General features: G+C 68.9%; 14 protein-coding genes. 9 read left to right on the top strand and 5 right to left on the bottom strand.

From position 1 onward, the window contains the following. The first annotated feature begins 2 nt into the window (after positions 1-2). The gene (locus tag NX782_RS14090; protein WP_258846118.1) at positions 3-602 is read left to right on the top strand and encodes a response regulator transcription factor; all 600 of its coding nucleotides are present in this window, start codon (positions 3-5) and stop codon (positions 600-602) included. A gap of 10 nt (positions 603-612) precedes the next feature. On the opposite strand, the gene NX782_RS14085 is transcribed toward NX782_RS14090, so the two are convergent. Then, positions 613-1,413, bottom strand: coding sequence for an alpha/beta fold hydrolase (locus NX782_RS14085; protein WP_258846102.1), 801 nt, complete (start codon positions 1,411-1,413; stop codon positions 613-615). 91 nt (positions 1,414-1,504) lie between these two features. Here NX782_RS14085 and NX782_RS14080 point away from each other — a divergent pair, with 91 nt between their 5' ends. Together NX782_RS14080 and NX782_RS14075 are read left to right on the top strand one after the other, a co-directional pair. Then, positions 1,505-2,356, top strand: coding sequence for a LysR family transcriptional regulator (locus tag NX782_RS14080; protein ID WP_258846101.1), 852 nt, complete (start codon positions 1,505-1,507; stop codon positions 2,354-2,356). Between the two features lie 42 nt (positions 2,357-2,398). Then, on the top strand, positions 2,399-3,148 hold the full coding sequence (locus NX782_RS14075) for a tetratricopeptide repeat protein (protein WP_258846100.1): 750 nt from the start codon (positions 2,399-2,401) through the stop codon (positions 3,146-3,148). Positions 3,149-3,167: 19 nt separating this feature from the next. Here the strand turns inward: NX782_RS14075 and NX782_RS14070 are convergent, their stop codons facing one another. Further along, positions 3,168-5,846: a bifunctional acetate--CoA ligase family protein/GNAT family N-acetyltransferase gene (locus NX782_RS14070; RefSeq protein WP_258846099.1), complete on the bottom strand. Its 2,679-nt coding sequence runs from the start codon at positions 5,844-5,846 to the stop codon at positions 3,168-3,170. Positions 5,847-5,941: 95 nt separating this feature from the next. On the opposite strand from NX782_RS14070, the gene NX782_RS14065 reads away from it, so the two are divergent. From NX782_RS14065 to NX782_RS14045, 5 genes are all read left to right on the top strand, one after another. After that, a complete protein-coding gene (locus tag NX782_RS14065; RefSeq protein WP_258846098.1) occupies positions 5,942-6,916 on the top strand; it encodes a cation diffusion facilitator family transporter in 975 nt (324 codons plus the stop codon). Between the two features lie 141 nt (positions 6,917-7,057). Further along, a complete protein-coding gene (locus NX782_RS14060) occupies positions 7,058-7,477 on the top strand; it encodes a hypothetical protein (protein ID WP_258846097.1) in 420 nt (139 codons plus the stop codon). A 65-nt stretch (positions 7,478-7,542) separates the two neighbouring features. Next, complete coding sequence (locus NX782_RS14055; protein ID WP_258846096.1) at positions 7,543-8,082, top strand: hypothetical protein; 540 nt, start codon at positions 7,543-7,545, stop codon at positions 8,080-8,082. Further along, the gene (locus NX782_RS14050) at positions 8,079-9,479 is read left to right on the top strand and encodes a TolC family protein (RefSeq protein ID WP_258846095.1); all 1,401 of its coding nucleotides are present in this window, start codon (positions 8,079-8,081) and stop codon (positions 9,477-9,479) included. The genes NX782_RS14055 and NX782_RS14050 overlap by 4 nt, the downstream gene beginning before the upstream one ends. Beyond that, positions 9,476-10,849 (top strand): multicopper oxidase family protein, encoded by a 1,374-nt coding sequence (locus NX782_RS14045; RefSeq protein ID WP_258846094.1) that lies wholly within the window; start codon positions 9,476-9,478, stop codon positions 10,847-10,849. Before NX782_RS14050 ends, NX782_RS14045 begins: the two co-directional genes overlap by 4 nt. A 169-nt stretch (positions 10,850-11,018) precedes the next feature. Here the strand turns inward: NX782_RS14045 and NX782_RS14040 are convergent, their stop codons facing one another. Next, positions 11,019-11,702, bottom strand: coding sequence for a DNA-binding protein (locus NX782_RS14040; RefSeq protein WP_258846093.1), 684 nt, complete (start codon positions 11,700-11,702; stop codon positions 11,019-11,021). Between the two features lie 65 nt (positions 11,703-11,767). After that, positions 11,768-12,118: an H-NS histone family protein gene (locus tag NX782_RS14035; RefSeq protein ID WP_258846092.1), complete on the bottom strand. Its 351-nt coding sequence runs from the start codon at positions 12,116-12,118 to the stop codon at positions 11,768-11,770. Positions 12,119-12,258: 140 nt separating this feature from the next. Here NX782_RS14035 and NX782_RS14030 point away from each other — a divergent pair, with 140 nt between their 5' ends. After that, positions 12,259-13,026 carry an NYN domain-containing protein gene (locus NX782_RS14030; protein ID WP_258846091.1) on the top strand — a complete coding sequence of 256 codons (768 nt, stop codon included), beginning with the start codon at positions 12,259-12,261 and terminating at the stop codon, positions 13,024-13,026. 89 nt (positions 13,027-13,115) lie between these two features. Here the strand turns inward: NX782_RS14030 and NX782_RS14025 are convergent, their stop codons facing one another. Continuing rightward, on the bottom strand, positions 13,116-15,542 hold the full coding sequence (locus NX782_RS14025) for a heavy metal translocating P-type ATPase (protein WP_258846090.1): 2,427 nt from the start codon (positions 15,540-15,542) through the stop codon (positions 13,116-13,118). Positions 15,543-15,587: the final 45 nt, after the last annotated feature.

Below are 15,587 nucleotides of genomic sequence, written 5' to 3'. Positions count from 1 at the left end.
CCATGAAAGACCTGCCGCTGACCCTGTACGTCGTCGACGACGACGAAGCCTTGCGCCGTTCACTGCTGCTGCTGCTGTTTTCCCAGGGCCTGGCGGTGCAGGCCTTCGAGTCCGGCGAAGCCTTCCTCGAGGCCGTCGACATGCGCCAGCCGGGCTGCGTGATCCTCGACCTGCGCATGGGCGGCATGAGCGGCCTGGCCGTGTTCGAACGCCTGCTGGCCGAGCACAGCCCGCTGGTGACCCTGTTCCTGTCCGCGCACGGCGACATCCCGACCGCGCTGGAGGCAGTGCGGCGCGGCGCCTACGACTGGGTCGAAAAACCGGACACCCAGCAGCTGCTGGACAAGCTGCCGGCTGCCATCGCCCAGGCGCGCGCGCGTGCGCAGGCGCTGCGCCTATGGGCCGAGCTGACGCCGCGCGAACGCGAAGTGGCGCGCCTGGTGGGCCTGGGCCAGCCGAACAAGGAGATCGCCCGCATCCTGGTGCCGCCCTGCGGCCCGCGCTCGGTGGAAACCCACCGCGCCAACATCTTCAGCAAGCTGCAGTGCGCCAACGACAATGAGCTGGGCCGCTGGCTGACGGCCCATCCGTGGCTGGACTAGGCAGATAAGGTTATGCGCTGGCGAAGGCGCCGATCAGGCGGTTGAACGAGGCCGGATGCGTGACGTTCATGCCGTGCGAGGCGCCGCTGATGGTCTGCCGCTCCGCCTGCGGGATCCATTCGGCCAGCTTGTCGACGTTGTTGCGGTACATGCGCGGGCTGCGTTCGCCGGCGATCAACAGCGTCCGGCACCGCACCCCGGCCGCATCGGCGCGGGTGTAGGCCGGCAAGGGATCGCGAAACTGCTTCGGCAGCGTGGCCGCGTTGTCGGCCGCCATCGCGCGGAACTGGGAAGAGCTGCGTTTCCAGATGCCGGGCATGCTGACCGAGTCGACGAACATCTCCAGGCCAGCCTCGACCGCCCCTTGGGCGATCAGGTCCGCGACCTCCGCGCGCAGGCGTTCGGTGGCGGACGGCAGCGCCGCCGGCGGCGTGCCCTCGATCTGCAGCGGGCCGCCCGGATCGGCCAGGGTCAGGCTCCTGACCAGCTGCGGATACTGGCGCGCCAGGTGGAAGGCGACGCAGCCGCCGCGCGAATGCCCCACCAGGTGCACCGGGCCGAGCCCCATCGCCGCGATGAAGCCGGCCAGTTCGTCGACGTGCGCCTGCCAGCCGAACTCGCCCTGCGCGGACGCATCGGCCACCGGCCAGTAGTGGCTGAGGCTCACCGAAACGCACTGGAACTGCTGCGACAGGACGGCGGTCTGGCTGTTCCAGTAGCGGTAGTCGCACAGCGAACCGTGCACGAACAGCAGCGGCTCGCCGGCGCCGGTCGTCACGTAAGGCATGTGGATATTTACTCGTGCGTTCATGGTAGTGCTCCTTTGACGCCACTATGCCCGACACACGGGATCAAGAAAATCGCATAATATTGATCGCATCCATTAGATTATCTGATAGCAAATGAAAGCCCTGGACCTGGACGTGCTGGCCATGATCGTGGCGGTGGCCGACACCGGCAATATCAGCCGCGCGGCGGAAGTCGTGCATCGCTCGCAATCGGCGGTGAGCATGCAGATCAAGACGCTCGAGAACGCGCTCGGCAAGCCGCTGTTCGTGCGCAATCCGCGCAGCGTCACCCCGACCCAGGACGGCGAAGTCCTGCTGAGCTTCGCGCGGCGCATGCTGGCCCTGCGTGAGGAAGCCTGGGCCGCGGTGGTGCGCCCCGACATCACCGGCCGTGTGGTGATCGGCGTGCCCGACGACTATGCCTCGTCCCTGCTGCCGGGCATCCTGAAGAAGTTTTCGGCGTCCTACCCGAAGGTGGAGATCCAGGTGGTGGGCCTGCCGAGCGTGGCGCTGGCGCCGATGGTGAAGGACGGCTCGGTGGACCTGGTCTGCGCCACGCGCGTGAAAGGACTGAGCGGCGAATTCGTGCGCTTCGAGCCGATGGTGTGGGCATCGAACCCCAGCGCCCAGGCCCTGTGGAAAGAGCGGCCGCTGCCGATCGCGGTCTTCCTGCCGGGCAGCGTGGCGCGCGAAAACGCGATCCGCAGCCTGGAGCGCGCGAAGATCCCCTACCGGACCTCCTACGAGAGCCCCAGCCTGATGGGGCTGCTCAGCATGGTCGAGGCGGGACTGGCGGTGGCGCCGCTGGCGCGCTGCGCGGTGCCGGGCCATCTGAGCCTGCTGGGTCAGGCCCAGGGCTTGCCGGACATCGATCCGCTGGAAGTGGTCCTGGCGCGCAGCAGCAAGTCCAAGCGCCCGCCGTGCGATTTTCTGGCCGAGAAAATCATGTCGGAACTCCGGCGCTGAATCGGCTATCCTATCGGCCTTGTCATCCAGCAAGTAATCGTCATGCAAATCTTTGGAATCGGCCTCCACGTCATCATCGCCCTGTTCTTCGCGATCCACGCGATACGTACGCACCAGGGCATGTACTGGCTGTTCGTGCTGTTCTTTTTCCCGCTGCTGGGCAGCATTGTGTATTTCGTCGCCGTGTTCCTTCCCTCTTCGCGGCTGGAGCATTCGGCGGCCAGGGCCGGCCGCGCGCTCCAGGCCAGCCTGGACCCGGGCCGCGACGTGCGCGACCCCCAGCGCGCCTTCGAGCTGACCCCGACCGCGCACAATCAGATGCGCCTGGCGAACGCCCTGCTGGAAAGCGGCCAGCCCGCCAAGGCCGCCGAGCAGTACGAAGCCTGCCTGCAGGGCCCGTTCGCGCGCGACGCCGAACTGCGCCTGGGCGCGGCCCGTGCCCGCCTGGCCAGCGGCAATGCCGCCGGCACCATCGCCCTGCTCGAGACGCTGGCGGGCGAACAGCCGAACTTCCGTCCCGAGCAGGTCGGCATCCTGCTCGGCCAGGCCTATGCCGCGGCCGGCCGCCAGGACGAAGCAGGCTCGCAGTTCGCTGCCGCCGCACACCGCTTCGGCAGCCTGGAAGCACGCGCCGAACTGGCGATCTGGGCGCTCGCCAACGGCAAGCCGCAGGTCGCCGAGCCGGAGCTGCAGGAGATCGAACGCACCCGCAAGCACATGCCCGGCCATTCGCGCAAGCTGAACGCGGAGCTGTTCCGACGCGTGGATGCGGCGCGGGCGCAGGCGCGCTGAGACGCGTCAAGCGCTTCGTTCAGCGCAGCGTCAGCCAGAACTTGCGCACGCCCTCGTCCTCGTCCACCGGCCCTACCGTGAAGCCGAGCTTTTTCACCAACCCGATCACGGGCGCATTCTGCGGCAGCGCCTCGCCGACGATTTCGCGGGTGCCGCGCGCGCGGCAGTAGGCGATCAGTTTGTCCATCAGCATGCGGCCCAGGCCCTTGCCCTTCAGGTCGGAGCGCACCGTCACCGCGAACTCGGCGCTGATGTTGTCCGGATCGGCCACCACCCTGCCCACGCCCAGCGTTTCGTCATGCCCGTCGGGCCCGGGCCGGGTGGCGATGAAGGCCATCTCGCGGTCGTAGTCGATCTGGGTAAAGCGCGCCAGCTGCGCCGGCTGCAGCTCGCGCACGCGCACGAACATGCGGTAACGGACGTCGTCCGGCGTCAGGCGGTTGAAGAACTCGACGTGGGCGGCGCCGTCCTCCGGGCGGATCGGGCGCAGCAGCAGGGTGCCGCCTTCCCACGGCACGCTCTCTTCCAGCTCGGCGGGATAAGGGCGGATCGCCAGGCGGTCGAGCGTGGAGCCGGAACGGTCGGCCATGCCGATGCGCATGCGCGCGTCCAGCACCAGCGCGCCGCGGCTGTCGGCCAACAGCGGATTGATGTCGAGTTCGACGATCTCGGGCACATCGGCCACCAGGCGCGAGACCTGCACCAGCACCGCCAGGATCGCGTCCATGTCGGCCTTCGGGTGGTTGCGGTAGCCCTCCAGCAGGCGCGCCACGCGCGTGCGCGACACCAGCTCATGGGCCAGCACCGTGTTCAGCGGCGGCAGCGCCACCGCGTGGTCGTCCGCCTGCTCCACCGCCAGGCCACCCTGGCCGAACAGGATCACCGGGCCGAACACGGGATCGGTGGCGGCGCCCGCGATCAGCTCGTGGGCTTCGGGATTGCGCGCCATCGCCTGCACGATATAGCCCTCCAGGCGCGCGCCCGGCTGCAGCTCGGTCAGGCGGCGCCGCATGCGCTCGGCCGCGGCCAGCACCGCCGCGTCGCTGTCGAGGTCGAGGGTGACGCCGCCGACGTCGCTCTTTTGCGCCACGTCCGGCGACAGGATCTTCACCGCCACCGGGTAGCCGATCTCGCGCGCGGCGCGCACCGCGTCTTCGGGCGTGGCGGCGGCGCGGGTCGGCACCACCGGAATGCCGTAGGCGGCGAGGATGGCCTTGGTGTCGGGGTCGGCCAGCAGGTAGCGGCCCTTGTCGATCGATTCGCGCACCAGGCGCCGCGCCAGCTCGCGGTCCGGTTCGCCGTCGCCGACCGAGGCCGGCACCTGCATCAGGAGGTTCTGGTTTTCGCGGTAGTGCACGATCTGCATGAAGCCGTTGACCGCATCCTCGGGCGTGCGGTAGGCCGGCATGCCGGCTTCGGCGGCGATGGTACGCGCTTCCAGCACCGACTGCACGCCCAGCCAGCAGCCCAGCACATTGCGCGAGGAGCCCCTGGCCAGCGGCGCCACCGCGCGCGCCACGTCGCTGGGCGCGACCACCGCGTTCGGCGCGTGGATCATCAGCACCGCATTCGCGCCGGGGTCGTGCAGCAGCACCTCGACCACGTCGTGGTAGCGCTCGGGCGGGGCGTCGCCGCGGATGTTGAGCGGGCCGTCGCCGCGCCATTCCGGCACCATGTGGCGCAGCTTGCGCACGGTGTCTTCCTGCAGGATGGCCGGCGCGCCGCCGGCATACTGCAGCGCGTCCAGCGCCAGCACCACCGGGCCGGCGCCGTTGCCGAGAATGGCCAGGCGTTCGCCGTACAGCGGCTTGGCGCGCGCCAGCGTCTCGACCGCCGCGAACAGCTGCTCGGTGGTGTACACGCGCAGCATGCCGGCACGCCGGATCGCGGCATCGTAGACGTCGTCCGGCGTGGCCAGCACGCCCGACAGGCAGGCGCCGGCCGTCGCCGCTTCCAGCGAGCGGCCGGCCTTCAGCACCACGGTCGGCTTGCTGCGCGCCGCCGCCCGCGCCGCCGACATGAACTTGCGCGCATAGCGCAGGCTTTCGACGTGCAGCAGGATGGCGCTGGTGCCGCCGTCGCTGGCCAGGTAGTCGAGCACGTCGCCGAAGTCGACGTCGGCGGACTCGCCCAGCGAGACGAAGCTGGAAAAGCCGATCCCGCGCGAACGCGCCCAGTCCAGCACCCCGGTCATCAAGGCCCCCGACTCGGACACGAAGGCGATCCGGCCCGCCGCCGCGCCGCCGGCGGCGATGCTGGCGTTCAGGCCGATGCCCGGCGCCAGCAGGCCCGCGCTGTTGGCGCCGAGGATGCGCAGCAGGTAGGGATTGGCCGCATCCAGCATCGCCTGCTTCAGGCTGCGTCCGCGCGCATCGCGCCCAAGGGCGACGCCGGCGCTCATCACGATCGCGGCGCGCGTGCCCAGTTCGCCGAGCGCGCGCACGATGCCGGGCACGGTCTGCGGCGGGGTGCAGACGATGGCGAGGTCGGGCACCGCCGGCAGGCTGGCGACGTCGGGCCAGGCCTGCTGGCCGCCGATGCTGTCGTACTTCGGATTGACCGGGTAGACCGGGCCCTTGAAGCCGCCTTCGCGCAAATTGCGCAGCATGGTGGCGCCGACGCTGCCCGGACGGTCGGTGGCGCCGATCACGGCCACCGACTTCGGCGCGAACAGCTGGCGCAGGTTGCGTACGCTCATGCCGCCGTCCCGGCCGCGCGCTCCCAGCCGTGCAGGGCAGTCGTGACGGATTGGCTACACTGGAGCCGGGCCAGCACGGCATGGGAGAGCAGAACGTGAGCAGCAATCAATCCGGACAGACGGGCGGCAAGGCGCCGGCAAAGGCGGGCGGCGCCGATGCCGGGCGCAAGGTGATCTATGCGGCAATCGGCGCGAACGTCGGCATCGCCGTGTGCAAATTCATCGTGGCCGCCATCACCGGCAGCGCCGCCATGATGGCGGAGGGCATCCACTCGACGGTCGACAGCGGCAACGAACTCTTGTTGCTGCTCGGCGAACACAACAGCGCCAAGCCGGCCGACGCCCGGCATCCGTTCGGCTACGGCAAGGAGCTGTACTTCTGGGCGCTGATCGTGGCCATGTCCGTGTTCTCGCTGGGTGGCGGGTTGTCGATCTACCATGGCTACGAGGCGATGCGCCATCCCGAGCCCCTGCAGGACCCGTTCTGGAATTACGTCGTGCTGGGCGTTTCCGCGCTGTTCGAAGGCTATAGCTGGAACGTCTCGCGCAAGGAGCTCAACCAGCGGCGAAAGCCGGGCGATTCGCTGTGGAAGACCATGCGCGCAAGCAAGGACGCCACCGTGTTCACGGTGTTCATCGAAGACTCGGCGGCTCTTGCGGGCCTGCTCATCGCCGCTGTCGGCATCGCGCTCGGGCAGGCGTTCGCCAATCCCTACATCGACCCCGCCGCATCGATCCTGATCGGACTGTTGCTGGTAGGTGCCGCAGTGACCCTGGCGCGCGAGACCGGCGCCCTGCTGGTCGGCGAAAGCATCGGCGCCGAAGCCACCCGCAAAGTCCGCGAGGTGTTCGAAACCGACCCGGCGATCCTGAGCGTGACGGGGGTGCAGAGCATGCAGCTGGGACCGGACGAGGTGCTGCTGACGGCCTCGGTGCAGTTCCGCCGCGGCATGCGCATCGACGAGGTGGAGCGCGCGATCGAGCGCCTGGAAAAGGCGGTCGCGGCGCTCTACCCCTCGATCAAGCATATCTATTTCGAATCGGGTGCGCTGCGTTCGGCAATGGCCTGACCGGGCCGCTGGAATCATGGTAAATGCCTCCGTCGTCGATGGCGATGTTGGCACGATGCTACCACTTATCCGGCCTCGCCACGGCCGCGTCATGCCAGCCGTGCATGGCCGGGGCGAGCCGGGCCATGCTAGAATGAAGCCGTGAAATCCATCGTCCGATCGCTGCTGTTGTGCTTCCTGATGCTGGCGTTGCCCTTCCAGGCATTCGCCGCGGCAGGCATGCTGCCGCGCGTCGGGCACGCTGCGGCAGCCGTCGCAAGCGTGACCGTCCAGGCCGCGCCGCTTGCCGGGCAGCCGCCCTGCCACCAGCAGATGGCGGAGGACCACAAGGTGTCCCCGCCCCAGGCGCCCCCCGCCGACGATGTACCTGCTGGCCAGCATGACAAGGCCAAATGCGGCACCTGCGGCGCCTGCTGTGTGGGCGCGGCGATGGCCCTGGGCCTGCCCGCCGTCCCGGCGCTGGCGCCGCCTTCCACCGTGTCGATTCCTTTCCGCGCCGGCCACCTGCCCAGCGTCGACCCCGTCCTTCTCGAACGACCTCCCAGCAGCTTCCTCGCCTGACCCGATCACGCGCCGTCGCCCATCGGGCCGACGGCTGTCATCACGCATCGTCAACGAGGAACACCATGCAACACCGATTCCCCTTCGTGCGCGCCGGCGCCTGCCTGCTGCTGGCCGCATCCGCGTTTCACGCCCAGGCGCAAACCCGGCACGCCGCCGACCCGCAGGCCGCGGTGCCGGCCACCCGCTACCAGTCCGCGCTCGGTGCGCGCCTTGCTGCCGCACCCTCGACCACGCCGGACCAGAACTGGGTCGCGGGTAACCAGACCGTGGCCGCCATCAATTCGATGGCGCTGACCATGAAACCGATGGCCGGGCATGGCGGGCACATGGCTGCCCAGGCACCGGCGCCGCAGGCGGCCGATCCGCATGCGGGTCACGCCATGGCGGCGGCGCAGTCCGCCGATCCGCATGCAGGCCACGCTGGCCACGCCGGCATGCACGGCATGGCCATGGGCAAGCAGGACAGCCCGGACATGTGCACGCCCGGCGCCAGCGACGGCGCGGCCGGCGGCGGCAAGATGTCCTGCTGCCAGCCCGGCTGCTGCTGCAAGGACAAGATGGATAAGATGGACCATACCCACAAGCCCAAGGAGACTCCATGAACCTGAAGATGCTCGGCGCCCCGCTGGCGCTGGCCGTGCTGGCCGGCTGCAGCACGGTGGCACCTGGCGGCGGCTTCGACTCGGTGGCCGCCGGCGCCCGCGACCGCATCGGCGTCGAACCGCGCCTGGCGCGCGACGATGCGGCCGCGCGCGAACTGGCGCAGGTGGTCGAAACCACATTGGCCAAGCCGCTCGGCATGGACGATGCGGTCAAGGTGGCGGTGCTGGCCCATCCCGGCCTGCAGGCGAGTTACTGGAAAGTCGGCATCGCCCAGGCCGACCTGGTGCAGGCCGGGCGGCTGCCGAATCCGGTGCTCGACTACAAGCATGTGGGGAACGGCGGCGGTGTCGCGATCGAGCGCACCTTCACCGTCAACCTGGTCCGGCTGCTGACGCTGCCGCTGGCTTCACGCCTGGAGGCGCAGCGCTTCGAGCAGGCCAGGCTGGAAGTCGCGCGCGAGATCGAGCAGCATGCGCGCGACACCCGCATCGCCTGGGTCGAGGCGGTGGCCGCCAACCAGGCGCTCGAGTACGCGCGCCAGGTCGATGCCGCCGCCGAAGCGAGCGCCGAGCTGGCCGGGCGCATGGCGAAGGTCGGCAACATGAGCCAGCTCGACCTCTCGCGCGAACAGCTCTACCACGCCGAAACCCAGGCGGCGCTGGCCCTCGCCGGCAAAGAGGCGGTGGCCAGCCGCGAGAAACTCACCCGCCTGCTGGGCCTGTGGGGCAAGGACGCCCAATACAGCCTGCCCGAGCACCTGCCGGAACTGCCGGCGGCGCCGGCGCAGCTGCGCGACATCGAGCGCATCGCCATCGAACAGCGCCTCGACGTGCAGGCGGCCAAGCTCGATGCGCAGGCCACCGCCGCCAACCTGGGCCTGACCAAAGCGACCCGCTTCGTCAACGTGCTCGACCTGGGTTACGTGAACGAGAGCGACAGCCACGCGCCCACCGCGCGCGGCTACGAGCTGAGCCTGGAACTGCCGCTGTTCGACTGGGGAGGAGCCCGCACCGCGCGGGCCGAGGGCGTCTACATGCAGGCGCTGCAGCGCGTGGCCCAGGCCGCGGTCACGGCGCGCAGCGAGGCGCGCGAGAGCTATCTCGGCTACCGCACCGCCTTCGACGTCGCCGCGCACTACCGCGACACCATCATCCCGCTGCGCAAGAAGATTTCGAAGGAAGTCCTGCTGCGCTACAACGGCATGCTGCTGTCGACCCAGGACCTGCTCGCCGATTCGCGCGACCAGGCCGACGCGGTCTCGAACTACATCGACGCATTGAAAGAATTCTGGACGGCGCATGCCAGCCTGGAGGCGGCGCTCGGCGTGCGCCTCGGAGGTGACGGAAAGGCGCAGCACGTCCAGCATGAGCAGAATCACGAGGAACACGCAGAATGACATCGCGCAGAAATTTTCTCATCAACGGCGCCGGCGCCGGTGCCGCCATGGTCGGCGCATCGCTGGTCAGCAAGGCGGCAGCCGCCGCCATCCCCGAGGCCCCGGTCCAGAGCTCGAGCGGTACCGCGCCGCCGCTGGTCCCGCCCAACGGCCGGCCCTACAATCCGGTCGTCACCCTGAACGGCTGGACCCTGCCCTGGCGCATGAAGGACGGCGTCAAGGAATTCCACCTGGTGGCCGAACCGGTGGTGCGCGAGATCGCGCCCGGCATGAAGGCCAACCTGTGGGGCTACAACGGCCAGAGCCCGGGCCCGACCATCGAGGTGGTCGAGGGCGACCGCGTGCGCATCTTCGTGACCAATAAACTGCCGGAGGCGACCAGCATCCACTGGCACGGCCAGTTCCTGCCGAACGGCATGGATGGCGTGGCGGGCCTGAACCAGCCGGCGATTGCACCGGGCAAGACCTTCGTCTACGAATTCGTGGCGCGCTATGCCGGCACCTTCATGTACCATCCGCACGCCGACGAGATGGCGCAGATCGGCATGGGCATGATGGGTTCCTGGGTGACCCACCCGAAGGATCCGCGCCAGCATGCGGTCGACCGCGACTTCGTGTTCCTGCTGAACGCCTACGACATCGAGCCGGGCAGCTACACGCCCAACATCAACGAGATGCTCGACTTTAATATCTGGACCATCAACAGCCGCGCCTTCCCCGGCACCGACCCGATGGTGGTACGCAAGGACGACCGCGTGCGCATCCGCATGGGCAACCTGTCGATGACCAACCACCCCTTCCACATCCACGGCCACCGCTTCGAGATCACCGGCACCGACGGCGGCTGGGTGCCCCCGGCGGCGCGCTGGCCGGAAGTCACGGTCGATATCGGCGTGGGCCAGATGCGCGCGATCGAATTCATCGCCGATGCGCCCGGCGACTGGGCCTTCCACTGCCATAAATCGCACCACACGATGAACGCGATGGGCCACCAGGTGCCGAACCTGATCGGCGTCGACCACAGCGGCGTGGCGCGCAAGATCAACGACCTGGTGCCGGGCTACATGGTCATGGGCGACAAGGGCGGCTCGATGGGCAGCATGCGCATGCCGCTGCCGGAAAACACCCTGCCGATGATGGATGGCAAAGGCCCCTTCGGCGAGATCGAGATGGGCGGCATGTTCACGATGATCAAGGTGCGCGAAGGCCTGGCGCGCGGCGACTTCCGCGATCCGGGCTGGTACCGCCAGCCGCCGGGAACGGTGGCGCGGGAGTGGAGCGGGCCGGCGCCCGAGCCTGTGCGGGCGCCTGGGGCGGTGGCTTCAGCTGGGGAGCCGGTGGCGAAGGTGAGGAAGGGGCGCGGGCACTAGAGCGTCGTTCGCGCGGATTCTCGTCGTTCCCGCGCTTCCGCGTCGTTCCCGCGTCTCCTCGTCGTTCCCGCGAAGGCGGGAACCCAAGTTCTGCGTGCGTCAAGTTAGTGCGCGCAAAGCTTGGATCCCCGCCTTCGCGGGGATGACGACGTCAAGGCGAGCTATGACGTCAAGCCGGTTTCTTGCGCAGCGCCGCGATCTGCTTGCGCAGCTCCGCATTTTCCGCTTCGAGGCTGTCGCGGGCGGTCTTGGCGCCCACCAGTTCCATCTCGGCTGCCAGGCGGGCGTCGGACAGGCTGGCGTTCTGGGTCACGCCCTTTTCGAGCTGGCTGCGCAGGTCGGCCAGTTGGGCGTCCTTGCCTTCGATCGCCAGCTGGTCCTTGGCCTTGCCGACCAGCGCGTCCATCGCCACCTGCTTGGCGTTGCGCAGCTCGGCGTTCAGGCGCTCGATTTCCTCGTCGCGCTCGGCCAGGGCGGCCAGCGCTTCGTCGCGCGCCGCGCTGGTCTCGTCGAGGCGGGCCTGCACGGCATCGCGCTCGCTTTCCAGCGTGTCGCCGGCTTCGCGCAGGGCTTCGAGTTCTTCTTCATGGCGCGCCAGCGCGGCACGCGTGCCGCTGCCCGCGTCTTCGGCGAATTGCTGGGCCCAGCGCGCCAGGCCGTCCAGCAGCTCGGGCGGCAGTTCGGCGCGGGGCGGTTCGGGCGCCGGCTCGGCGGCCGCGCGCCAGTCCGCCAGATGGCGCGAGATGGCGCTGGCCGAGCCGCCGCCAAGCGCATCGCGCACGGTGTCGATGGTGACCGGTGTGCCGCCTTCCTGCAGCCGGCTGGCCGCCGCTGCTACGTCTTCAAAATTCATAAATCGGATTCAGGTGTGTCGAAGGCCGTATGATACGCCACACCTCTTATCGGTGACGAACGCGACTAGATCCGGAAATCGTCGAGCGACTTGCCGCCGGCCAGGGCCTCGGCGATCCACTTCGGCTGGCGCCCGCGTCCGGTCCAGGTCTGCGCTTCGTCGGCCGGGTTGCGGTAGCGCGCCTGGCCCTGCGGCGCGGCGCCGTTCTTGGCGCCCGTCTTGGCGCCATTTGCCTTGGCGCCGTTCACCTTGATCAGGGCCGCCACCGGCACGCCGACATCCTGGGCAATCGCCAGGATCTGCTCGCGCGCCTTCTTGACCTCGTCCTGCTGGCGGGACTTGATCTCCTTTTCGATATCGAATTGCAGGCCCTTGAGTTCGGCGAGGTTGTAATTCGACAGGTCGGTCTTTGCCATGAAATGCCTTTCGTATGGAAGCGCTTGTTCATCTTGCATGCTTGCCGATTCTACATGAGTGACCGGTTTGCACGCCGCACTGGTAAAAACCAGTTTCTTGGATTACATTTATTTCTATCGAACAACTTCTATCGCCCATCATGACGAGCCTCCCTCCCCCGCGCGAAGCCCGCGTCGCTGTTCTGGTCGATTGCGACAACGTGTCGCCCGATGTGCTCGAACATGCACTGCGCATGGCCGCGCAGTTCGGACGCGTGGTCATGCGCCGCGGCTATGGCAACCGGGAGACGCTGGTGCAGAGGTGGCAGGAAGCGCTGGTGAAGTTCGCCTTCACGCCCTGCCTGCAGTTCCAGTACGCGGCCGGCAAGAACACCGCCGATATCGCACTGGCGCTCGATACGCTGGAAGCGCATTTCGACGACCGTGCCGATACCTTCTGCCTGGTGACGAGCGACTCGGACTTCGCTTACCTGTGCCGTAAGCTGCGCGAGCGCGGTGCCACCGTCTGCATCGTCGGCGAGCCGAAGACGCCGGAAGCGCTGCGCCATGCGAGCGACCGCTTCTTCGAATGGACCCCGGCGAGCGAAGCGCCGACGCCGTCGGTGGATCCTGTCCGCAAAGCCGGCAGCCCGCGCCAGGAAGCGCCCAAGCCGCTGCCCAAGCGGCGGCCGCGGATGGTGATCGACGCGGTGTCGCTGCTGGCGGCCAGTACGCCGGACGGCCGGGTCTCGCTTTCGCCGCTAGGGAATTACCTGAAGCATACGGACCCGGCGTTTTCGACCAAGACCTACGGCCATTCGGGCCTGCTCGACATGGTGAAGACTTACGATTTGCTGGACACCCGCATGGATGCGAACGGCCACTGGACGGTCGCGCTGGCGGCGCCAAGCCCGGAACCGGTGGTCTGAGCCATGCTCGAAGCCATCCTGGAAGTCATCGGCGAATTGCTGCTCCAGATCTTCATCGAAGGCCTGGCCGAACTCGGCGCGCACTGAGTTCAGGCGCGCGCACTGACCGGATAGCCGGCCTCATCGATCGCTTTCGCAATCCGGTCGAGGTCGGCCGAACTGTCGATCTTCACCTTCTTGGTCGGCAGGTCGATATCGACCTTGGCCCCCTGGTCGATCTCCTGCACCGCCTTGGTCACACGGCCCACACAGTGTTTGCAAGTCATGTCTTCCACGGTCAATTCATACATCGTCTTTTCTCCTTTGGTTGAAACAGTTGAAATCGTTGAAACGGTTGGCTTCCAGCGCCGCAGCAGCAGCGCATTGCTCACCACGCTGACCGAGCTGAGCGCCATCGCCGCCCCCGCCAGCACCGGATTGAGCAAGCCCAGCGCCGCGACCGGGATGCCGACCACGTTGTAGACGAAGGCCCAGGCCAGGTTCTGGCGGATCTTGCGATAGGTCGCCGAAGAGATCGCGATCGCGTCCGCCACCAGCAGCGGGTCGCCGCGCATCAGCGTGATGCCGGCCGTGTGCATGGCCACATCGGTGCCGCCGGCCATGGCGATGCCGACATCGGCCGCGGCCAGGGCCGGGGCGTCGTTGATGCCGTCGCCGACCATCGCCACCTTGCCGTTTTCACGCTTGGCCATCAGTTCGCGCACGCTGGCGGCCTTGTCGGCGGGCAGGACCTCGGCCACGTAACGCGCCAGGCCCAGTTCGCGCGCCACCAGGGCCGCGGCGCCGCGGTTGTCGCCGGTCAGCATCACGGCATCGACGCCCATCGTCTTCAGGCGCGCGATGGCGGCGGCGCTGCCCGGCTTGAGGCGGTCGCCGAAGGCCAGCACGCCCTCGATACGGACGGCGCCGCCCTCTTCCACGGCGAGCCAGGACACGGTGCGGCCATCGCTTTCGTGGCGCCGCGCGGCATCTTCCCAGGCGTCGAACGCGGCGCCGATCTCCTGCATCAGGCGCCGGTTACCAAGATACACGTTTGCCGCGCCCACCCGCGCCCGCACGCCGCGGCCCGGCAGCGCCGCCGCCTCGCCGGCCGCCGGCAAGGCCAGCCCGCGCTCCTGCGCCGCCTGCGCCACCGCCTTGGCCAGCGGGTGTTCGCTGTACTGCTGCACGGCCCAGGCCAGCGCCAGCAGGCGGCCGGCATCCGCGCCTTCGACTGCGACCACAAGCGGCTTGCCCTCGGTGAGCGTGCCGGTCTTGTCGAACACCACGGTGCGCACCGCGTGCGCCGTCTCCAGCGCTTCGGCGTCCTTGATCAGGATGCCGTGGCGGGCCGCGACCCCGGTGCCGACCATGATCCCGGTCGGCGTCGCCAGGCCCAGTGCGCACGGACAGGCGATCACCTGCACCGCCACCGCGTTCAGCAGCGCCTGCTGCCAGTCGCCGGTGGCCAGGCCCCAGCCCAGCAGCGTGACCAGCGAAATCAGCAGCACCGCCGGCACGAACACGGCGCTCACGCGGTCGACCAGGCGCTGGATCGGCGCCTTGACCGCCTGCGCATCCTCGACCATGCGGATGATATGCGCCAGCATGGTGTCGGCGCCGACCTTGGTCGCTTCGACCAGCAACATGCCCTCGCCGTTGACGGCGCCGCTCAGCACCGGTTCGCCCGGACCGCGCGCCACCGGCAGGCTTTCGCCGGTCAGCAGGGATTCGTCGAGGTGGCTGCTGCCTTCGAGCACACGGCCGTCGGCCGGCACGCGCGCGCCGGGCCGCACCACCATCACATCGCCGGCGCGCAGCTGTTCGAGCGGCAGCGCGATATCCTGGCCGCCGCGCCGCACCAGGGCGGTATCGGGCCGCAGCGATTCCAGCGCGCGGATCGCTTCCACGGTCTGGTGCTTGGCGCGGCCTTCCAGCCACTTCCCGAGCAGCACCAGCGTGATCACCACCGCCGAGGACTCGAAATACAGCTGCGGCATGCCGTGCCCTAGCGGATCGGCCGCCAGTTCATAGACGGACAGCGCATACGCCGCCGAGGTGCCGATCGCCACCAGCAAGTCCATGTTGCCGGCCCCGGCCCGCAGTGCCTTCCAGCCGGCCCGGTAAAAGCGCGCGCCCAGCCAGAACTGCACCGGCGTCGCCAGCAGCAGTTGCAGCCAGCCCGGCAGCATCCAGGCGTGCACCAGCATGGGCAGTACCAGCGGCAGGCTGAGGATGGCCGCGGCGGCCACCGGCCACCACGTCGGCAGGCCGGAACGCGGCGCCTCTGCGCGCGGCTGGCCGCGCTGCACCGGCGCCGCCTCGTAGCCGGCCTGGGCCACCGCGGCGACGATGGCGTCCGCATCCAGGTGCGCGCCGTGCACGGTCGCCTGTTCGGTTGCCAGGTTGACGCTGGCGTCGCTCACGCCGGGGACCTTCTTCAATGCCTTCTCGACCCGCGCCACGCAGGACGCGCAGGTCATGCCCTGCACCGCCAGCTGCAGCGCGGCCGGTGCGGTTTCGCTTGTGGTTTCCATGTTGTGCTCCTGTCAGTCAACGACAGGATAATCCTTCCCACGATG

Origin of the sequence: Massilia norwichensis, assembly GCF_024753245.1 — a bacterium.
Classification (GTDB): domain Bacteria; phylum Pseudomonadota; class Gammaproteobacteria; order Burkholderiales; family Burkholderiaceae_D; genus Telluria; species Telluria norwichensis.
This window is presented reverse-complemented; position numbering and strand designations above follow the sequence as displayed.